This is a genomic window from Bacillus cereus group sp. BfR-BA-01523, assembly GCF_022662615.1.
Taxonomy (GTDB): Bacteria; Bacillota; Bacilli; order Bacillales; family Bacillaceae_G; genus Bacillus_A; species Bacillus_A mycoides.
The window spans coordinates 105825-124341 of record NZ_JAKUDX010000009.1; the positions used below are offsets into that span (position 1 = coordinate 105825).

Here is an 18517-nt window from a genome sequence, read left to right on the forward strand (position 1 = left end):
AAGTGAAGGCATGGAAAACATTTTGCAGAATGATTGGGGACCATTACTGGGGTCAGAATTTGAGAAAGAATACTATCAAGCTTTAGCTAATTTTTTAAAAGAAGAGTATGAGGAGCATGTGATTTATCCAAAGAAAGAAGATATCTTTAACGCTCTTCAGTATACAAGTTATGAAGGTACAAAGGTCGTTATTTTAGGACAAGACCCATATCATGGACCGAATCAAGCGCATGGTTTAAGCTTTTCTGTACAACCTGGCATTAAAACGCCACCGTCATTGCTAAATATGTATAAAGAACTTCGAGATGAATATGGTTATGAAATTCCGAATAACGGTTATTTAGTAAAATGGGCGGAGCAAGGAGTCTTATTATTAAACGCGGTATTGACGGTTCGTCAAGCTGAAGCAAATTCTCATAAAGGAAAAGGATGGGAGCATTTCACAGATCGCATAATTGAGCTATTAAATGAACGTGAAAAGCCAGTTATTTTCATATTATGGGGACGCCATGCTCAGGCGAAGAAAAAGTTAATTACGAATACGAATCATTATATTATAGAGTCCGTACATCCAAGTCCATTATCAGCAAGACGAGGTTTCTTTGGAAGTAAGCCGTACTCTAAAGTAAATACGATTTTAGTTAATATGGGCGAAAGAGAAATTAATTGGGAAATTCCAAATTTATAAATAGAAAAGGTAGTTAACAGTTGTTAACTACCTTTTTATTATTGTTGTTCGTTCTTTAGTTTTGCATCTAGTACAAAAGTACCGAATGGGATAACTGATGAAACGAATGCCCCAAGTGCCCATAAAATTGATTTACGGTGTACGATTGTTACTTGAATTACCGCAAAGATGAATAGAATAAATAAAACGCCATGAGCCATGCCTGTAATTTTAACAGCTGTTGCAAACCCTGCAAAATATTTTAATGGCATTGCTACAAATAATAGTAATAGGAAAGAAATCCCCTCAATTAAGCCGATTGCTCTTAATCTTCCGATTGGTGTAGATAACATGAAGTAGCCTCCTTTAATGTATGCTTGTATATAGTAAATTTGTATTCTTTTTCAAAATGAAATAGTCTATTTTGTTTAATTATATACAAAAAGAAAGTTTACACTACGAGAATAGTGCAAAGTTCAAAATATAGTCACAAAAGCATTGCAATTTAAATAAAAACCTATTTGAAGTATTTGACTTCAAATAGGTTTTATGAATGAAAATATTAAACAAGCGCTTCTCTTTTTAGTACAAATTTCTCTACAACTTTAGCAACACCATCGTTCATATTTGTATCTGTCACGTAGTTTGCGATTTCTTTAATATCATCGGGTGCATTGCCCATCGCAACGCCAAGACCAGCAAATTCAATCATCGCTTGATCGTTATAGCTATCGCCCATTGCGATAACTTCTTCGCGTTTAATACCAAGTTTTTGGATTAGTTGGTTTAGGCTTGTTCCTTTTGTAACACCATATTCAGTAAATTCTAAGAAGAATGGTTTAGAACGCATAACGCTTAATTGGCCTTCTAGTTGTTTTTGTAGTTTCTTTTCTACTTCAACAAGACGTTCAGCTTCTTTGTTCATTAATACTTTTACTACAGGCTCTGTTACAGCGGCTTTAAAATCATCTACTACAACGATTGGCATACCAGTAATGTCGCCCTCAATTTCAGTATACGGATTATTTTCTTCCGTTACGATATCATCGCCAATATAAGTATGAATCCATACGTCTTCAGTTTTACTAATTTCAAATAGGTTGTGAACGATTTCAGGAGATAGCGTGCTACTGAAGATTTCTTCATTTGTTTTACAGTTAATAATTTTTGCGCCGTTAAAAGATAGAATGAAGCTACCGTATTCCTCTAAACGAAGTTCTTTTGCAACATTGCGCATACCAAACGTTGGGCGCCCAGAAGCAAGTACAACTTTAACTCCTTGCTCTTGTGCTGTCATTAAAGCCTCTTTCGTACGAGGTGAAATTGTATGGTCGTCGCGTAATAAAGTATCATCTAAATCTAAAACAATCATTTTATAAGTCATATAGAAAATTCCTTTCTTTGTTGAAATAGAAATAAATTTTTATGAAGATAGTGGGGAATATATAGTAAGACATCGAACTTCTTTACATGAAACTAGGAGAAGTTCTGCATTGTTAGTATAAATTATCATGAGCGTGTTGCCCATGATAATTTATCCCGCTATTTGCCGGGCAGTAAGACTCCCAACTCAAAATTTAGCTGGAGCAACGAAGTTAGATGGGGGATCCACTGCCCGTAAATGCCCGATTGGTTCAACTAATAATCAGTGGGGATGAACCCCCCCCCACTGATTAAAGTTTCACTTTATCATTATCGTAACAACTCTAAAGATAGAGTGCAATAATGGAAGTTTTCCAATTTACGATAGTTGTTTTTCGTGCGAACGAGAAAATAGTATTTCCAGCAAGATAGCCATTACAGATCCAAGAACAAGACCGTTACTTAAAAAAGATGCTAAAAATGGCGGCAGCGTAGAAAATGCTCCGGCTGGAACGAACATAACTCCGATTCCCGTAAAGATTGAAAGACCTGCTACTTTAAATAATTTTTCTTTATTTTGTACAGTGTCATATTCGCGAAAGGCGAGACCAATCATGCTTGCAAATACAGGGTAAATCGCAGCATACCCAACTGCGACGGGGATTGCTGCAAAGAATGAAGTAATCTTTGGGAATATACTAACAAGAATGATAAAGCTTGACCCTAACATAAATGGGAGGCGTTTATAAATATTTGTCGTTGCAATAAATCCTGCGGATCCAGAAATGGCAACAGGACCAATGGCTGAAAATAGACCGCCTAGCAATTGATTTATTCCTGTTATAATGCCAGCTTGTTTGAAGCGATCTGGAGCAGCACCTTCTTCATACTTAGAAACAACCTTTTGTACAACGCGAATACTTGCTAACATATTTGTTAGAAGTAGTAGTGTGACGAAAACTACCGTAATTGCCATGTTCCATTCAATGCGAGGCATTCCGAAAACAAATAGAGATGGAAGACGAATTATATCTGTCACAGGTGTTACTGGATTAGATAATCCGAAGCACGCAAATAATATCCAGCCGCAGACGATACTGAAAAGAACGGAATATCGTCCAATAATAGGTAGCTTCATAATGAAAAAAGATAGTAAAATAACAATGAGTGAAAGAATAAATACCTTTGGCTGTACTTCTGTATGTTGTCCATCAAGGCCAAACATGCCTTTTAAGAAGGAGCCACTAAGTTGTGCGACCAAAAGGAATAAATACGTTCCAATTACTGTAGGTGTAAAGTAGCGAACTAGTTTATCGATAAGTCCAAAAACACTAAGAATAATACAAATAACTCCGCTTAGTAGGAAAGCGTACTGAAGGACCTTAAGTGTTTCATTACTTGATCCAAATAATACGACGCCTAAACTTGCATACAGGGAGAAAATTCCCCACCAAAGGCCTGCGGGACCTTCTTGAATAGGAAGTTTATGCCCAAATATAGCTTGCAGTAGGCCGGCAAAACCGAGAACAAATAATGTTCTTTGTACAAACGCGATAGCTTCAGTGCCATCAAGGCCGTAACTAGTTGCGACACTAATTGGTACAATAAGACTTCCAGCTAAAATAAATAGTGCCCATTGTAAGGCAGAAAGAAATAGCTTCATTATATCAACCTCTTTCATAGATTCCGTTTTCTAGTATATACGTATTTCATTTCCTCTGGCAAAGATTGTAGATAGAGAAAAGAGTTGAAACATAATATGAATGTACGGAAGCAATTATGGATAGCGGTTATATGTATGACTTTTGTTGTAATTCTAGGAATGCTATGATTTATGACAATTGAAGAGATTAGCTTGTTTCAAGCATTTTGGATGACGATGATTACTGTATTAACGGTTGGATATTGCGAATCCGTTAACAGTGCATTATATTGATACAGTATTGTATGGAATAGAGCAATCATTTGTAATTGAAGAAATTCAAGTTGGTAAAGGTTCTAACTTAGCTAGTAAATCGTTATTAGAGAGTAATGTGAGAAATCAATTTGGTGTAACAATTTTAGCGATTTTAAGAGATGGGGATATTATCCATAATCCAACAGGGCAGGAAAAACTGCAAGAACATGATATGATAATAGTATTTGGTTCAGTGGAGAAACTGAGGCAATTTGAGAAAGAACTACAAAGTAAGAGGTGACAAGGAATGCAAGTATCTAGCGATAAGGTTTTAAATAAAATGGCGAGTGAAATTGCAAAGGCAAAAAGTAGTGAAGGACAAAAATCAAAAGAGCATTTATTAGTTGTGCGTGCATTATGTGATTTATTATTAGATGAACAAGTTGAGCCTTCTACGTATAGAGAACCACAAGTTCAATCACAAATAATCGGATCTCAGCCTATAACAACAGTTCAACCAGTTATGCCAGTTTCTGGAGAACCTGTGTATATAAAAGAAGAAGGTGCAAATGGTAATTCTTTATTTGATTTTTAGGGATTAAATCGTTTGGATTATATGTGAAAATTGCTTATGATAAAAATAAAAAGGGGAATTAAGATGAAAATTTTCTTTTTACTAGGTTGTATTGCAGCGGGGCTATCTGTTGCATTAGGGGCTTTTGGAGCACATGGTTTAGAAAATAAAATTTCTGCAAAAATGTTAGAAGTGTGGAAGACGGGCGTTACATATCAAATGTTTCATGCAGGTGGCTTATTCGTAGTTGCTCTATTAATGGACAAAATGCAATCATCACTTTTAAGCACTGCGGGTTGGCTTATGGTAGCTGGGATTATTATGTTCTCAGGCAGTCTTTATGCATTAAGTACAACAGGTATTAAATTCTTTGGCCCAATTACACCCCTTGGTGGTGTAGCGTTTATTGTGGCGTGGATTTTAGTCGGAACTGCAGTTGTAAAAGGGTTATAAAAAACAAAAGCTGGCATTCGCCAGCTTTTTTTTATGGTCTTGGAGCATAAGTTGCTTGTTGACCAGGTAAATACGTAATTTCTCCTGGGAATTCTACATAATCTAAATAAATCATTAGTAGTAAAAAGCGTTTTCCAGATTTCGGCTCACTAATTACGATATGATCACGGCCAGCTGCCTCGATGATCCCTGTATAAGATTGTGTACCAAGCGAACTACCGCGTTCATAAGTCATTACAACTGTAGCTGGCTTACCCTTATTTAAACGAAGGATGTTTTCAATATACGATTGCTCTAGTGGTAACATACCTTGAGAAACTGCAAGTTGAGCTTGAGCAGCTTGTTGTTGCATCGCTTGCTGTTGTTGTTGCTGTTGCTGCTGCTGTGGGGTCATTTGTTGCGGTTGCACATAAGTTCCAGATGGTTGATAAAAACCTGTTCCGTAGTACGGGTTTTGTTGCTGTGTCATTCAAAAATCCCTCCTCATTTTCATTCCTTAATATACGCCTGGACAATCTCCACCAGATGGTTGGAAGAAGCAGTGTTTTTTAAAGCGACCAGAATTTTGTTGGTCATACCAAGTTGGTGGGCAGGGACCTTCAGGTCTAAAGAACCATAAGGCGAAGTTGGCGGGCCAAAAACGTTGTCCCTGAATTGTCCGGCGGGCTAAGGCAATATCTTGTTCTCTCGCTCGTTGATAAAAATACCCTTTTTGAGTTGCTTCAAAACCACCAGGATTTTGATAAACCATTTGACGTAAATTACGTATTTTTTTGAAATCTAAACAATTTCCGCGGACACGATTTACCCCAACGTTTCCGACCATTAACATCCCTTGTTGGCCTTCTCCTTCGGCTTCAGCACGCATCAGTCTAGCTAATAACTTAACATCTTCTTCGTTATACGCGATAACACCCATTATGTGTCACCTCTCTTTTTGGAATGCCTTGTAGAAAGAGGTTCATTTCTAGATGAAGTGTGGAACAATTACTAGTTCATACGTATGAGAAAAAGGACGCAGATATGACAACCAAACGAAGTTTTACATCTAGAGGGGAAAATAAAAAAAGCTAGCGTGAGCTAGCTTTTCATCATTAAAATACTTTAGACCATAAGTTTGAGAAGAAATCGCCAATTGAACGCATTGTTAATACGAACCAATTTGCTTTTTCTACTTCTTCAGTCGCTTTTGCAGTAACTTTTATACTTTTATTTCCGTCTAAGAAACCATATTTATCAGTTGGTTCTAAGATGATTGAACCTACCTTTGCATCTTTCTTAATAGGAGCAACTAAATGCCCATCTTCAGCAAGTGATTTATCTGCTTCAGTAGAAATTTTGTAAGGTGATTTGCTACCTTTTGTAGTAACTACTGTCACTTCTTTTTCTGGTGCAACTGTTACGTAGTCTTCTTTTCCTTTTACTACAGAAATTTTGTTGTTTTTATCTATTTTTAATTTCTGTTTTTCGAAGTTATTAAATCCATATTCAATTAATGCGCGAGATTCTGTGAAACGTTCGTCCATTGATTTCGTTTTAATAATAACAGATATAAGACGTAAATCACCGCGTTTTGCTGTAATGGTAAAACCATACCCAGCTGTATCGGAACTTCCTGTTTTTAAACCATCTGCTCCTTCATAAGAGAAAGCAGCACCTGGTAACATCCAGTTCCAATTTTCCATACGAATTGGTTTTGGATGATTATCTGGGAAGTTTCTAAATCTTTGTTTTGTATCCTCTAGCATTTCTGGATACTTTGTAATAATTGTTTTTGAAAGAATACCCATATCGCGAGCTGACATGGAGTTTTCTCCATTCGGATCAGTTCCTTCAGGATGTTTTCCTTTTAAATCAGCGTTATTTAACCCAGTAGCGTTTACAAATTTATATTTCTTTAACCCTAGTTTTTTCGCATGTTCATTTGCGAGATTTAAGAAGTTCTTTTCACTTCCTGCAAGTAATTCTGCTAAAGCAATACTAGATCCATTTGCAGAGAAGATAACGATAGAATGGTATAACTCTCTTACAGTATATTGACGTCCTTTTTCGAACGGCACGTTAGAGAATTCATTATTACGTGAAACTTCATAAGCGTAATCAGAAATAGTTACTTTCGTATCCCAAGTGATTTTTCCTTCTTTAATTGCTTCTAATACGGCATAAATAACAATTAATTTTGACATACTAGCGATAGCTAGTAATTCATCTGGATTTTGTTCATGCAGTATTTTTCCTGTATCCGCATCAAATAGCAGTGCAGCAGCTGCCTCTATATGTATTTTTTCTTCTGCATGGGATGTTGTTACTCCTAAGGAAGAAATTGACAATAGAGACACTAGTAAAATAGACAAGATTTTCTTCATATACATTATCACCTTCGCATCGTTATTAGCATATAGCTCGTACCATTTTAGCATAAATTTGGATATAGAAAGGTTACAATTTTGTAAGGAAATTGAAAAGAATTTGTCGATTTTTGTTCAAATTTGCAGAGAAAAGAAGTTTTTTGTGGGTAAATATAGAGGATAATAAAAAAAGGAACGACATTCGTTCCTTTTTCATTATTATATGTGTAAAAATTTCTCTACTTTTTCGTCTGGTAAAATGTTCCCAACGAAGAATGTACCGAATTCACCGTAACGGGCACTTACTTCATCGAAGCGCATTTCATATATAAGCTTCTTAAATTGAAGAACATCGTCAGCGAATAATGTTACGCCCCACTCGAAATCGTCGAATCCGACTGATCCGGAAATTACTTGGCGTACTTTCCCTGCGTATTGGCGACCGATTTTACTGTGACTGTACATCATTTTTTTACGTTCTTCCATAGGAAGCATGTACCAGTTGTCATCACCTTGGCGACGCTTGTCCATTGGATAGAAGCAAATATGATTTGCTTTTGGTAACTCAGGATATAAGCGAGCTAAGATTTGTGGGTTTTGGTATGGATCTTCATCAGCTGGAAGGTAGTTGCTTAGTTCAACAACAGATACGTAAGAATATGCAGGAACTAAATATTCAGCTAATGTTGTTTTATTTAATTCTGTTTCGATTTCATTTAACTCTTCCATTGTTGGACGTAAGATCATAAGCATAATATCTGCTTTTTGACCAACAACTGTATACATTGCATGACTGCCTTTTTTTGAAGTAGCTACTTCGTTCCATTTTTCAACGACATTTAAAAATTCAGACACTGCTTGTCCGCGTTCGTCACTAGATAATGTTTTCCATGCTGCCCAATCAATAGAACGTAAATCATGTAAACAATACCAGCCATCTAACGTTGTTGTTGCTTCACTCATTCTATTCACCTCAGTTAATGATATTTTACACGTTAACTATAGCATATATAGGATTAAAAACATCTACATAAAGTTTCAGCGCATAAAATTGTCACATTTAAATTTACTTGAAAATAGGAGGAGATAAGGCTTAAAGGGGCTTTATTTCTATGCTGAATTTTATGAAAATATAATCATTTTCATTTTATCTATTTTTTGGGAGCTATAAGTTTAAAATATAGAGGAAAAGCAGTATTCTTAAAGATAGAGTTTTTTAACATATGTAGGAGGGTTTATTCGTGAGCAACTTATTTACAACAGTAAAAGAAAAAGTTCAAGGAAAAGGCATTTCTATCGTACTTCCTGAAGGAACTGATGAAAGAATTTTAGGCGCTGCAGAGCGTTTAGCAAAAGAAGAGTTAGTAAAACCAATCTTAGTTGGTAATAAAGAAGAAATTAGCGCAAAAGCAGCTAGCATGAACTTAACATTAGCAGGCGTTGATATTTATGACCCAGCTACATACGAAGAAATGGATGCAATGGTAGCATCTTTCGTTGAACGCCGTAAAGGTAAAGCAACAGAAGAAGATGCTCGCAAAATCCTTAAAGACGAAAACTACTTCGGTACGATGCTTGTATACATGGGCAAAGCACAAGGTTTAGTAAGTGGTGCAGCTCACTCTACAGCTGATACAGTTCGTCCAGCACTTCAAATTATTAAAACAAAACCAGGCGTTACAAAAACTTCAGGCGTATTCATCATGGTACGTGAAGAAGAGAAGTATGTATTCGCTGATTGCGCAATTAACATTGCACCAAACAGCCAAGATTTAGCTGAAATTGGTATCGAAAGTGCGAAAACTGCTGAACTATTCGGTATTGACCCACGCGTTGCTATGTTAAGCTTCTCTACAAAAGGTTCTGCGAAATCTCCAGAAACAGAAAAAGTTGTAGAAGCAACTCGCATTGCAAAAGAAATGGCTCCTGAATTAACTTTAGATGGAGAATTCCAATTCGATGCTGCATTCGTACCATCTGTAGCTGAGAAGAAAGCTCCAGGTTCTACAATTAAAGGTGATGCTAACGTATTCGTATTCCCAAGCTTAGAAGCTGGTAATATCGGCTACAAAATCGCTCAACGCTTAGGTAACTTCGAAGCAGTAGGACCAATCTTACAAGGTTTAAATATGCCTGTAAATGATCTGTCTCGTGGATGTAACGAAGAAGAAGTGTACAAGTTAGCTTTAATTACAGCAGCTCAAGCACTTTAATTCTATAACGAATTAATATGAAAAAAGACCATCCTATTTCTTTTGAAATGAGGGTGGTCTTTTTGGTTTCTATTTTTCTAAACCAAGTGCCTTATTATTACGGTCAATAATACGTTGTAAATTCGTCTCATATAAAGGAACTTCATCTACTGTTAGCTGAGATGGTGTTAACTTTGGCGCGAATTGTTGCAACGTTTTTAAAAGGCGCATCATTAAATCTTGCACTGTAATTGTTTCGCCAAGTAATTCAGATAGTGAAGCCATCGTACTCGGTACAATTTCAGGATACGTAAATCTTGTTTCTTCGCCTTGAATTGCTACGTTGTAAAAATCACGAACGAGTGCGGCACGCTCAGATCCGCTTCCTGTCGCACATAAGTAAATTTGTACAGCAACGCCTCCGCGAATACGACGCTGAGAAATACCAGCAAATTTTTGATCGCGAATGCTCAAATCGTAGCTACCAGGACAATAAGAACCAACAATTTCTTTTGCTTCGATAGTAACATCGTAATCTTTTAACATTTCCTTAATTAAATGCCACATCGTATCGTATCCAAGGTCGATATCGATACCCTTTTCTGTTTCTTGGAATAAAAGTGATACGTTTAAAACACCTTCATCAAGTACGACAGCAAGTCCACCAGAATTACGAACGATAACATTGAAGTCGTTTTCTTTTAAAAAAGAAATACCTTCTTCTAAATGTGGTAGGCGTGAATCTTGAATGCCAAGAACAATTGTATTGTGATGAACCCAAGAGCGCATTGTTGCAGCGGATAGACCATTTCCAATACTTGTGCATAACGCGTCATCCATTGCGAATGACTGAAGTGCATGGAAAGTTGGTCCTAAACTAGACTGATCTACAATACGCCACTCTGGCTGAGATAAAATCGAACGGGAATTGCTCATATAACTAACCCCTTATTTTTAAAATGACAATCTCTATTATAGCAAAAAATGTAGAAAGGGGTTTTCTCATATATAAAGGAAAGTTTAGAGGTGAAAGAATAAAAAGGATGCATTGCATGCATCCTTTTTATTCTGCAATTTTTTCTAAGTTACCGTTTCGATCCATGCGGAAAGATGTTTGTGAGCGTTCCTCATCATCCATTACTGCTAATTTACGAGCACGGTTCATAATATTCATAAGTGTTTCGTAATCCTCTTGTACAGTATGAGATTGTTGTTCTAATTTTTCTAGTTTCTTTTCTAGTTCTTCATTTCGCAGGATTTGCGTTTTAATTTCTTGTTTCAATCTCGTATTCTCGTTTTCAAGAGCTGTTACTTTTATATTTGAAGATCCAACTGTTTGTAAAAAGTAAATAACATCTTGCATTGTTATTGAGCTTTTTGGAGCAGGGACAGTCGGCTTTTGATATGGAGTAGCTTCTGTATATTGAACAGCTGTTTCATACGGTACGTGTTCTTCATAATCAGTTATCGCCGCCGCTGAAGCTGGTGGTGTGTAAAGCAAACGTTTTTTTGTCTGTTCACCGCCCGCAGCACGCATTTTATCTTTACGATGTTTTTTTGCTAGTTGAAGAGCTTGTTCATAGCTATAGCGAACAACAGCATTCCAGCGGAAACCACAAGCAGCAGATGTGCGATTTAACTGATCTCCTACTTCTTCAAAAGCATTTAATTGAGTACTTCCTTCTCGAACATGGCGAAGCACCGTTTCAGCAAGTAATAAATCGTCCTCGTCTGTCCAAGCATCTTGTCTTACTTTCATAGATTCAACTCCCTTTTCTTTTTATGAACTTCCTATTTTTATAATGGGCAAAAAAATGAGCTTTTATACAAAGCTTTTAAAAATATGGTAGATTTCAATGAAGAGAAGAAATATGGCTATGAATGATGAAAGCTTTTGAAGGAGAAAATATAAAAAATAGGTAGCTTTATATAGGAATAGAGCTACGCCCGGAGACTTGCAACAAGCTTCAAAGAGCGGTAAAATACCATTTAGTGTTTATTTTTAAATGTACTTGTGAAAAGTTTAAAATAGAGGAAGTGTTATATATAATGGGAAACGAATTTCGTGTGTGTGATGATTGTCAGGCAACGAACGTTAAAACGTTGATTCCGAAGTTAAAAAAAGTAGATTCATGTGCAACGATTGAGGTTGCATGTCAGTCTTACTGTGGCCCTGGTCGTAAAAAATCATTCGCGTTTGTAAATAATCGTCCAGTTGCGGCTCCAACAGAAGACGAATTAATTGTAAAAATTGAAGCAAAATTAAATAAGTAAGAAAAAGAAGAGTGAACAGATTACTCTTCTTTTTTTATGTCCATAAGATAGCGTTTTGTATGAATTCGTATTTCAAAATAATGGTTGACAGTCTTTTGACGTGGTAGGTAGAATAGAAAGTGTCTGATTCTGATAATCATTATCATGAAAAAGGTCAATTCACCTAATTTTTTTATTATTATTTGAGAATAAATTTCATTTTATTAAATATATGTTGTTGGTTAGGATGGTTGAGGGATGGAAGCGAGCGCAAGGAGTATAGAACAGCAAGATGTGAATGTTAAAGAGATTAAGAGCAGACCGCTCGTTGCTTCTATTATTTTAATAGCAGGCACAATTTTGTTAGCTTTAAGTATGGCAGTTTCTATTTCGTTTGGTGCAGCAGATATTAGTTTAAAGACCGTTTGGCAAGCTGTATTTCAGTTTGATGGTTCCATAACGCACCATAACGTAATTCAAGAACTTCGCATGCCTAGAGCAATAGGGGGCGTAGTTGCAGGTGCTTTTTTAGCGGTATCAGGTGCAATTATGCAAGGTATGACACGAAATCCACTTGCATCTCCATCGTTAATGGGGATTACAGATGGTGCTGTATTCGGAATTGCAATTATGTATGCATTCTTCCCTAATTCACCTTATTTAATGTTTGTTATCGCATCTTTTATTGGAGCTGCGTTTGGAGCGAGCATTGTATATGGTATTGGGTCTTCTTCACCAGGTGGATTAACGCCTGTAAAATTAGCTTTAGCAGGTGCAGCAATTAGTGCTTTATTAGGGGCAATTTCATCTGGAATTGCATTGTATTTCAACCTTGCCCAAGAGGTAAGTATGTGGAATGCAGGCGGTGTTGCCGGAGTGAAATGGCAAAGTATTAATATGTTAGTACCGATTGGTCTTGTTTGTCTCGTTATAGCAATTATGATGTCGAGATATATCACAATTTTAAGCTTTGGTGAAGAAATTGCGATTGGACTTGGTCAAAATACGACATTAATTAAATTTATCGGAACAGTACTTGTTCTTGTATTAACAGGTTCTGCGGTTTCTATGGCAGGATCAGTTGGATTTGTTGGCCTTGTAATTCCGCATATGACTCGTTTCCTTGTAGGCTCAGATTATAGATGGGTTATTCCATGTTCTGCGGTCTTAGGTGGATTGCTAATCGAATGTGCAGATATGTTATCTCGCGTTATTAATCCACCATTTGAAACGCCAATTGGAGCAATTACAGCGCTAATTGGGGTGCCATTCTTCCTCTACTTAGCACGTAATGAAGGGAGAGGAAAGATGTGAGGACGAGTGTCTTAACAAAAAAGAACGTTTCTATTTTAACGATTTTAGTAGGATTAATTGTTGCTGTATTTTTAATAAGTTTAAATACAGGAACATTTAAAATTCCTCCAATAGATGTATTAAAGTCATTGATTGGATTAGGTGCAGAAGATCAATCTGTTATTTTATTTGAATTTCGTATGCCGCGTATGGTTATTGCTATATTAGTTGGTTCTGCATTAGCTATGTCAGGTGCAATTATGCAAGGGTTATCACGAAATCCACTTGCTGATCCAGGTATTATAGGTATTAACGCTGGAGCGGGATTAACAGTTGTTGTATTCGTCTACTTTTTCTTTGGAAAAGTTGGAACAGGTACATTTTTATCTGTATTTATCCTTCCATTCTTCGCGCTAGTTGGTGCGATATTAGCAGCGGTTATTATTTATTTACTAGCATGGAAAGACGGCATTTCATCCACTCGATTAATTCTTGTTGGTATCGCTGTTGCAGCCGGATTTGGTGCTGTTAGTTTAATTTTTTCTATGAAGATGACATCTAACGACTTCCGTTTTGCAACGATTTGGTTGGCAGGAAGTTTATGGGGAACAGATTGGAAGTTCGTACTAAGTGTACTCCCATGGATGGTTATTTTCTTACCACTTGCCATTAGTAAAGCGCACATATTAAATGTAATGAATTTAGGCGACTCTACAGCAGTTGGTCTTGGTGTAAACGTAGAAAAGGAAAGACGTAAATTATTATTTATTGCAGTTTGTTTAGCTGGTGCATCTGTCGCGGTGGCGGGCGGTATTGGTTTTATCGGTTTAATGGCTCCGCATTTAGCGAGAAGCCTCGTTGGTGGTAAACATCAAATTATGTTACCAACGGCTGCATTAATAGGAACGTTCTTGCTTTTATTTGCAGATGTAATTTCAAGAAGTGTGTTACCAACTTCAGAAATACCGGTCGGTCTTGTTATTTCTGTAATTGGTGCACCATATTTCATATATTTACTTATGAGGACAAAATAAAGGGAGGCTTTTTGTATGGCAACTTTAGCAGTTGATGCGGTATCTGTTGGGTATAATGAAGGGTTAATTATAGATGGATTAACAGTTGAAATTCCGGAAGGACAAATTACAACGATTATTGGACCAAATGGTTGTGGGAAATCCACATTGTTAAAAACGGCTTCTCGTATTTTGAAAGCAAAACGAGGTACTGTTTATCTTGATGGAAAAGCAATTGAGAAACAGCCAACGAAAGAAATCGCAAAGAAAATGGCGATTTTACCACAAACTGCAGAAGTGCCAACAGGCCTTACTGTGTTTGAACTTGTTTCATATGGACGTTTTCCTCATCAAAAAGGATTTGGAACATTGAAAGAAGAGGATTATCGCTACATTCATTGGGCACTTGAAGTGACGGGGATGACAGAATTCGCAAATCGTCCAGCAGAAGCTTTATCAGGTGGTCAACGTCAACGTGTATGGATTGCGATGGCTCTTGCACAAGGAACAGATTTACTTGTGTTAGATGAACCAACAACATACTTAGATATGGCTCATCAACTTGAGATATTAAACTTACTGAAGAAGTTAAACAAAGAAGAAGGCAGAACGATTGTTATGGTTATTCACGATTTAAATCATGCTTCTCGTTTCTCTGATCATATGATTGCATTAAAAGCAGGTAAGTTAATGAAACAAGGAACGCCAGATGAAGTTATGACGAGTGAAACACTTCGTAACGTATTTGAGATTGAAGCGCAAATCGTTCCATGTCCAGTAAACTGTAAACCAATTTGTTTAACATACGATTTAGCGATGATTAATAATCAATTGCGTAAAAAAGCATAATTAATAGAATTTCCCCCTCTTAAAGAGGTGAGAGGGGGAGTTCTAATGGACGTTGAGCTTCTTACCCACGGATGGGAAGTTGAACGCCCGTTAGAACGGGTTATAAACAACAGTTAATGAAAATATATTAATTAAATGTTGTTTTGTTTCTTATAGTTACATGCAAATTATAAGAGAAATACAGCTAGAAGGAGTCGGAATATGAAGAATTTTAAAATGGCACTATTAGCAATGGTACTAGTTGTTACTTCTGTACTATTTGCAGCTTGTTCTAACAAAGAAGAAGAAAAGAAAGCAGATGCGAAAACTGAAGAGCGCACTGTACAACACGCAAAAGGGGAAATTAAAATTCCTGCAAATCCAAAGAAAATTGCTGACCTTAGTGGTTCAACAGAAGAATTATTAATTTTCGGTATGAAACCGATTATTACTGCAAATACAACACAAGAAAAAATTGATTCACATATTGAGAAGAAATTGAAAGATGTAAAACCGGTTGGTTCTGCGTGGGGCGATAAAATTAACATCGAAGCAGTGGCTGCTGCAAAACCAGATTTAATTATTGTAAACAATCGTCAAGAAAAGATTTATGATCAATTATCTAAAATTGCACCAACAGTTATGTTAAAAACTCCATTAGACCAATGGCGTCCAAAATTCGAAGAAGTAGGTCAAATCTTCGGTAAAGAGAAAGAAACAAAAGAATGGTTCAAAAAGTATGATGAAAAAGCAAGCAAATTACATGACAAAATCGTTGCTAAAACTGGCGATGCAACATTCATGAAAATGGCTGCATATCCAAATGCATTCCGTGTATACGGTGACTACGGTTACGGTAGCGTAATCTTTGGTGATTTAAAATTACCAGCAGTTAAAGGTACACCAACTGATAAACCGTTAGTACAAATACAAAAAGAAGCTTTAATTGATTACAACCCAGATTACTTATTCGTATTTACAACTGGTGACGGTTCTCAGCGTCTAAAAGAATTCCAAGAAGAATCAATTTGGAAAAATATGAACGCTGTTAAAAACAACCATGTATTTACAATCAGTAATGAAGATGTAAACAAAGGATACTTCCCACTAGGTAAAGAAATGATCCTAGACGAAGTTACTGAGTTCATTTTAGGAAAATAATATATAAAGAAAAATCACCTTTGCTTTGGTAAAGGTGATTTTTCTTTATATAACAGGAATTAATATAGTCTTTCATTTCTTTCTGTTTCCTATATCGTTTATAATATATAGTAAGAATGCAGTAAAGAAAGGGGGATGTCGGAAAGTGGTATATTTAAACGACAAACTCAGCGAAACAAAAGTGTTTAAAGACCCAGTACATAAATATGTACACGTGCGTGATCGCGTTATTTGGGATTTAATCGGAACGAAAGAATTTCAACGCTTGCGCCGTATTAAGCAGCTTGGTACGACATTTTTTACATTTCACGGTGCAGAGCATAGTCGCTTTACTCATTCGTTAGGTGTATATGAAATTATTCGTCGTATGATTGATGATGTGTTTGATGGCAGACCGAACTGGAATGCTGAAGATAGATTGTTATGTTTATGTGCGTCATTACTTCATGATGTCGGTCACGGCCCATTTTCTCACTCGTTTGAAAAAGTATTTTCGTTAGATCATGAGAAATTTACGCAAAAGATTATCGTTGGTGATACGGAAATTAATCGTGTGTTAAGCCGTGTGGATAAGGATTTCCCGCAAAAGGTAGCAGATGTAATTGCGAAAACATCTACTAATAAATTAGCGATTAGTATGATTTCGAGCCAAATTGATGCCGATCGTATGGATTATTTATTAAGAGATGCATATTTTACTGGTGTAAAGTATGGGAACTTTGATATGGAACGTATACTGCGTGTCATGCGCCCGTACGGTAATCAAGTTGTCATTAAAAATAGTGGTATGCATGCTGTAGAGCATTATATTATGAGCCGTTATCAAATGTATTGGCAAGTATATTTTCATCCGGTAACACGTAGTGCAGAAGTAATTTTAACGAAGATTTTACACCGAGCTAAATCACTGCATGAGAAGTATTATGCGTTTAAAAATCATCCTGTTCATTTCTATTCTTTATTTGAAGAAGAAGTGACAGTAGAGGATTATTTAAAGTTAGACGAGAACGTAATGTATTATTACTTCCAAGTATGGCAAGACGAAGAAGATCCGATTTTAAGTGACTTATGCCGCCGTTTTATGAATCGAAATCTATTTAAATATGTAGAGTTTACAGATAAGCACGGTTTAGATAATTGGATGGAGCTAAGTAGCTTATTTAAAAAGATTGGACTCGATCCAGAGTATTACTTAGTTGTGGATTCAACATCGGATTTACCGTATGACTTTTACCGCGCAGGAGAAGAAGAAGAGCGTCTGCCAATCTTACTTCTTATGCCGAACGGGGAACTTAGAGAGCTTTCGCGTGAATCGGATATTGTTGAGGCGATTACAGGTAAGAAGCGAACGGATCAAAAGCTATTCTATCCGCATGATTTAATCTATGAAGATGGAAGAAAAGGAAAATATAAAGAGAGAATTATCGAGTTGTTAGAAGGAAAGAAATAAGAAGCAGCTAAGAGCTGCTTCTTATGAAAAAACTTGAAATTATTTGTCGCTTAAGCGTTTTCCGCCAACTGCATAATGGTTTTTAGACATTTCTTCGATGAAAACAACGATGTTTTCTTCAGGAGCACCAGTTGTTTCGCTTACTGCTGCTGTTACTTTCTCAGCAAGAGCTTTCTTTTGTTCTTCTGTGCGTCCTTCTAGCATTTTCACTGTTACGTATGGCATGTATAATCGCTCCTTTTATGTAAGTTACACTCTTATTATAGCGGATTATGAGGAAGAACAATCGGAAAAACAAATAATTTCTTTTTTTGACATATGGAAGAGGAGATGAGTTATGGATCAGTTATTTAGATACCCATTGCAACAAATTCCATTGGTAGCAATGGCAATTATTATTGCGCTATCTGTGCATGAATTTGCACATGCGTATGTTGCATATAAATTTGGAGACGATACAGCGAAAAAGCAAGGACGTTTAACGTTATCACCGATGGCTCATTTAGATCCTATCGGTATGATTGCTGTACTAATTCTTGGATTCGGTTGGGCAAGACCAGTACCTGTTAATCCGTATAACTTTAAAAGACCGCGTCTTGCGGGAATATTAGTTTCTATTGCGGGACCGATAAGTAATCTTATCTTAAGTGCAATTGGTTTAATTATTTGGTATAGCTTAATAACGTTTGGTGTGTTAGATGCGATGCCACTTGCAGTAGCAGATACGCTGGATCAATTTTTCCAAATTTTTATTATGCTTAATATTGTTTTACTTGTATTTAATTTATTACCAATCCCGCCACTTGATGGTTATCGCGTTGTGGAAGATTTAGCACCAGCAAATATTCGTGCGAAAATGACACAGTATGAAAAGTATGGATCAATTGCGTTATTAATTCTTGTTATTACACCGCTTAGCAATTACACAATTCAACCTATTTTCAATGTTGTTATTCCATATGTATTAGTATTTTTACAAAATATCATTGCGCCTATTTTCAGGCTTTTTTAATCATTAAGCGAGGA

The 18517-nt window shown here is 36.4% G+C and carries 23 protein-coding genes; 13 read left to right on the forward strand and 10 right to left on the reverse strand.

Translation table 11 applies throughout. From position 1 onward, the window contains the following. Nucleotides 1-10 precede the first annotated feature (10 nt). Nucleotides 11-688 (forward strand): uracil-DNA glycosylase, encoded by a 678-nt coding sequence (locus MR066_RS20680; RefSeq protein WP_242248384.1) that lies wholly within the window; start codon nucleotides 11-13, stop codon nucleotides 686-688. Between the two features lie 38 nt (nucleotides 689-726). On the opposite strand, the gene MR066_RS20685 is transcribed toward MR066_RS20680, so the two are convergent. The 3 genes from MR066_RS20685 to MR066_RS20695 all read right to left on the reverse strand — a co-directional run bounded on the left by MR066_RS20685 (nucleotide 727) and on the right by MR066_RS20695 (nucleotide 3692). Beyond that, the gene (locus MR066_RS20685) at nucleotides 727-1020 is read right to left on the reverse strand and encodes a DUF3817 domain-containing protein (RefSeq protein ID WP_000953390.1); all 294 of its coding nucleotides are present in this window, start codon (nucleotides 1018-1020) and stop codon (nucleotides 727-729) included. A gap of 209 nt (nucleotides 1021-1229) precedes the next feature. Beyond that, nucleotides 1230-2051 (reverse strand): Cof-type HAD-IIB family hydrolase, encoded by an 822-nt coding sequence (locus MR066_RS20690; RefSeq protein ID WP_242248385.1) that lies wholly within the window; start codon nucleotides 2049-2051, stop codon nucleotides 1230-1232. 357 nt (nucleotides 2052-2408) lie between these two features. Continuing rightward, complete coding sequence (locus MR066_RS20695; RefSeq protein ID WP_242248387.1) at nucleotides 2409-3692, reverse strand: purine/pyrimidine permease; 1284 nt, start codon at nucleotides 3690-3692, stop codon at nucleotides 2409-2411. A 171-nt stretch (nucleotides 3693-3863) separates the two neighbouring features. On the opposite strand from MR066_RS20695, the gene MR066_RS27430 reads away from it, so the two are divergent. From MR066_RS27430 to MR066_RS20710, 4 genes are all read left to right on the forward strand, one after another. Further along, nucleotides 3864-3965: an ion channel gene (locus MR066_RS27430; RefSeq protein ID WP_002130114.1), complete on the forward strand. Its 102-nt coding sequence runs from the start codon at nucleotides 3864-3866 to the stop codon at nucleotides 3963-3965. Continuing rightward, entirely contained in the window at nucleotides 3928-4227 is a 300-nt protein-coding gene (locus MR066_RS20700; protein ID WP_396022283.1) for a cation:proton antiporter regulatory subunit, read from the forward strand. The genes MR066_RS27430 and MR066_RS20700 overlap by 38 nt, the downstream gene beginning before the upstream one ends. 6 nt (nucleotides 4228-4233) lie before the next feature. Then, nucleotides 4234-4521: a YwdI family protein gene (locus MR066_RS20705; RefSeq protein WP_001198367.1), complete on the forward strand. Its 288-nt coding sequence runs from the start codon at nucleotides 4234-4236 to the stop codon at nucleotides 4519-4521. A gap of 63 nt (nucleotides 4522-4584) precedes the next feature. Continuing rightward, complete coding sequence (locus MR066_RS20710; RefSeq protein WP_002016371.1) at nucleotides 4585-4953, forward strand: DUF423 domain-containing protein; 369 nt, start codon at nucleotides 4585-4587, stop codon at nucleotides 4951-4953. 31 nt (nucleotides 4954-4984) lie between these two features. On the opposite strand, the gene gerQ is transcribed toward MR066_RS20710, so the two are convergent. The 4 genes from gerQ to hemQ all read right to left on the reverse strand — a co-directional run bounded on the left by gerQ (nucleotide 4985) and on the right by hemQ (nucleotide 8264). Further along, nucleotides 4985-5422, reverse strand: a complete 438-nt coding sequence (gerQ, locus tag MR066_RS20715) for a spore coat protein GerQ (protein ID WP_002143914.1) — start codon at nucleotides 5420-5422, stop codon at nucleotides 4985-4987. Nucleotides 5423-5449: 27 nt separating this feature from the next. Then, nucleotides 5450-5872 carry a cell wall hydrolase CwlJ gene (gene cwlJ, locus MR066_RS20720; RefSeq protein WP_000538158.1) on the reverse strand — a complete coding sequence of 141 codons (423 nt, stop codon included), beginning with the start codon at nucleotides 5870-5872 and terminating at the stop codon, nucleotides 5450-5452. A 175-nt stretch (nucleotides 5873-6047) separates the two neighbouring features. After that, the gene (locus MR066_RS20725) at nucleotides 6048-7325 is read right to left on the reverse strand and encodes a serine hydrolase (protein WP_242248389.1); all 1278 of its coding nucleotides are present in this window, start codon (nucleotides 7323-7325) and stop codon (nucleotides 6048-6050) included. Nucleotides 7326-7520: 195 nt separating this feature from the next. Beyond that, a complete protein-coding gene (hemQ, locus tag MR066_RS20730; protein ID WP_242248391.1) occupies nucleotides 7521-8264 on the reverse strand; it encodes a hydrogen peroxide-dependent heme synthase in 744 nt (247 codons plus the stop codon). Between the two features lie 278 nt (nucleotides 8265-8542). On the opposite strand from hemQ, the gene pta reads away from it, so the two are divergent. Further along, nucleotides 8543-9514: a phosphate acetyltransferase gene (gene pta, locus MR066_RS20735; protein ID WP_000067219.1), complete on the forward strand. Its 972-nt coding sequence runs from the start codon at nucleotides 8543-8545 to the stop codon at nucleotides 9512-9514. A 69-nt stretch (nucleotides 9515-9583) separates the two neighbouring features. Here the strand turns inward: pta and lipL are convergent, their stop codons facing one another. Then, nucleotides 9584-10429: an octanoyl-[GcvH]:protein N-octanoyltransferase gene (lipL, locus tag MR066_RS20740; protein WP_242248393.1), complete on the reverse strand. Its 846-nt coding sequence runs from the start codon at nucleotides 10427-10429 to the stop codon at nucleotides 9584-9586. 127 nt (nucleotides 10430-10556) lie between these two features. After that, a complete protein-coding gene (locus MR066_RS20745; protein WP_002016365.1) occupies nucleotides 10557-11252 on the reverse strand; it encodes an RsfA family transcriptional regulator in 696 nt (231 codons plus the stop codon). 290 nt (nucleotides 11253-11542) lie between these two features. On the opposite strand from MR066_RS20745, the gene MR066_RS20750 reads away from it, so the two are divergent. From MR066_RS20750 to MR066_RS20775, 6 genes are all read left to right on the forward strand, one after another. Continuing rightward, nucleotides 11543-11767: a YuzB family protein gene (locus MR066_RS20750; RefSeq protein WP_000526075.1), complete on the forward strand. Its 225-nt coding sequence runs from the start codon at nucleotides 11543-11545 to the stop codon at nucleotides 11765-11767. A gap of 237 nt (nucleotides 11768-12004) precedes the next feature. Then, complete coding sequence (locus MR066_RS20755; protein ID WP_002113119.1) at nucleotides 12005-13060, forward strand: FecCD family ABC transporter permease; 1056 nt, start codon at nucleotides 12005-12007, stop codon at nucleotides 13058-13060. Next, nucleotides 13057-14073 (forward strand): FecCD family ABC transporter permease, encoded by a 1017-nt coding sequence (locus MR066_RS20760; protein WP_242248396.1) that lies wholly within the window; start codon nucleotides 13057-13059, stop codon nucleotides 14071-14073. The genes MR066_RS20755 and MR066_RS20760 overlap by 4 nt, the downstream gene beginning before the upstream one ends. A 15-nt stretch (nucleotides 14074-14088) precedes the next feature. Continuing rightward, the gene (locus tag MR066_RS20765; protein ID WP_002034935.1) at nucleotides 14089-14901 is read left to right on the forward strand and encodes an ABC transporter ATP-binding protein; all 813 of its coding nucleotides are present in this window, start codon (nucleotides 14089-14091) and stop codon (nucleotides 14899-14901) included. Nucleotides 14902-15102: 201 nt separating this feature from the next. Beyond that, nucleotides 15103-16041, forward strand: coding sequence for an ABC transporter substrate-binding protein (locus tag MR066_RS20770; RefSeq protein WP_002138981.1), 939 nt, complete (start codon nucleotides 15103-15105; stop codon nucleotides 16039-16041). Between the two features lie 145 nt (nucleotides 16042-16186). Beyond that, nucleotides 16187-17491 carry an HD domain-containing protein gene (locus tag MR066_RS20775; protein WP_002143908.1) on the forward strand — a complete coding sequence of 435 codons (1305 nt, stop codon included), beginning with the start codon at nucleotides 16187-16189 and terminating at the stop codon, nucleotides 17489-17491. 39 nt (nucleotides 17492-17530) lie between these two features. Here MR066_RS20775 and MR066_RS20780 read toward each other — a convergent pair whose 3' ends face one another. After that, nucleotides 17531-17716 carry a 2-hydroxymuconate tautomerase gene (locus MR066_RS20780; RefSeq protein WP_001147171.1) on the reverse strand — a complete coding sequence of 62 codons (186 nt, stop codon included), beginning with the start codon at nucleotides 17714-17716 and terminating at the stop codon, nucleotides 17531-17533. Nucleotides 17717-17828: 112 nt separating this feature from the next. On the opposite strand from MR066_RS20780, the gene MR066_RS20785 reads away from it, so the two are divergent. Next, nucleotides 17829-18503, forward strand: a complete 675-nt coding sequence (locus MR066_RS20785) for a site-2 protease family protein (protein WP_002016358.1) — start codon at nucleotides 17829-17831, stop codon at nucleotides 18501-18503. Nucleotides 18504-18517 lie beyond the last annotated feature (14 nt).

What these genes read in the sequence shown, in the direction of transcription:
- MR066_RS20680 (WP_242248384.1), top strand. Translation starts at nt 11, where the DNA reads ATGGAAAACATTTTGCAGAATGATTGGGGACCATTACTGGGGTCAGAA.
- MR066_RS20685 (WP_000953390.1), bottom strand. Translation starts at nt 1,020, where the DNA reads ATGTTATCTACACCAATCGGAAGATTAAGAGCAATCGGCTTAATTGAG.
- MR066_RS20690 (WP_242248385.1), bottom strand. Translation starts at nt 2,051, where the DNA reads ATGACTTATAAAATGATTGTTTTAGATTTAGATGATACTTTATTACGC.
- MR066_RS20695 (WP_242248387.1), bottom strand. Translation starts at nt 3,692, where the DNA reads ATGAAGCTATTTCTTTCTGCCTTACAATGGGCACTATTTATTTTAGCT.
- MR066_RS27430 (WP_002130114.1), top strand. Translation starts at nt 3,864, where the DNA reads ATGACAATTGAAGAGATTAGCTTGTTTCAAGCATTTTGGATGACGATG.
- MR066_RS20705 (WP_001198367.1), top strand. Translation starts at nt 4,234, where the DNA reads ATGCAAGTATCTAGCGATAAGGTTTTAAATAAAATGGCGAGTGAAATT.
- MR066_RS20710 (WP_002016371.1), top strand. Translation starts at nt 4,585, where the DNA reads ATGAAAATTTTCTTTTTACTAGGTTGTATTGCAGCGGGGCTATCTGTT.
- gerQ (WP_002143914.1), bottom strand. Translation starts at nt 5,422, where the DNA reads ATGACACAGCAACAAAACCCGTACTACGGAACAGGTTTTTATCAACCA.
- cwlJ (WP_000538158.1), bottom strand. Translation starts at nt 5,872, where the DNA reads ATGGGTGTTATCGCGTATAACGAAGAAGATGTTAAGTTATTAGCTAGA.
- MR066_RS20725 (WP_242248389.1), bottom strand. Translation starts at nt 7,325, where the DNA reads ATGTATATGAAGAAAATCTTGTCTATTTTACTAGTGTCTCTATTGTCA.
- hemQ (WP_242248391.1), bottom strand. Translation starts at nt 8,264, where the DNA reads ATGAGTGAAGCAACAACAACGTTAGATGGCTGGTATTGTTTACATGAT.
- lipL (WP_242248393.1), bottom strand. Translation starts at nt 10,429, where the DNA reads ATGAGCAATTCCCGTTCGATTTTATCTCAGCCAGAGTGGCGTATTGTA.
- MR066_RS20745 (WP_002016365.1), bottom strand. Translation starts at nt 11,252, where the DNA reads ATGAAAGTAAGACAAGATGCTTGGACAGACGAGGACGATTTATTACTT.
- MR066_RS20750 (WP_000526075.1), top strand. Translation starts at nt 11,543, where the DNA reads ATGGGAAACGAATTTCGTGTGTGTGATGATTGTCAGGCAACGAACGTT.
- MR066_RS20755 (WP_002113119.1), top strand. Translation starts at nt 12,005, where the DNA reads ATGGAAGCGAGCGCAAGGAGTATAGAACAGCAAGATGTGAATGTTAAA.
- MR066_RS20765 (WP_002034935.1), top strand. Translation starts at nt 14,089, where the DNA reads ATGGCAACTTTAGCAGTTGATGCGGTATCTGTTGGGTATAATGAAGGG.
- MR066_RS20770 (WP_002138981.1), top strand. Translation starts at nt 15,103, where the DNA reads ATGAAGAATTTTAAAATGGCACTATTAGCAATGGTACTAGTTGTTACT.
- MR066_RS20780 (WP_001147171.1), bottom strand. Translation starts at nt 17,716, where the DNA reads ATGCCATACGTAACAGTGAAAATGCTAGAAGGACGCACAGAAGAACAA.
- MR066_RS20785 (WP_002016358.1), top strand. Translation starts at nt 17,829, where the DNA reads ATGGATCAGTTATTTAGATACCCATTGCAACAAATTCCATTGGTAGCA.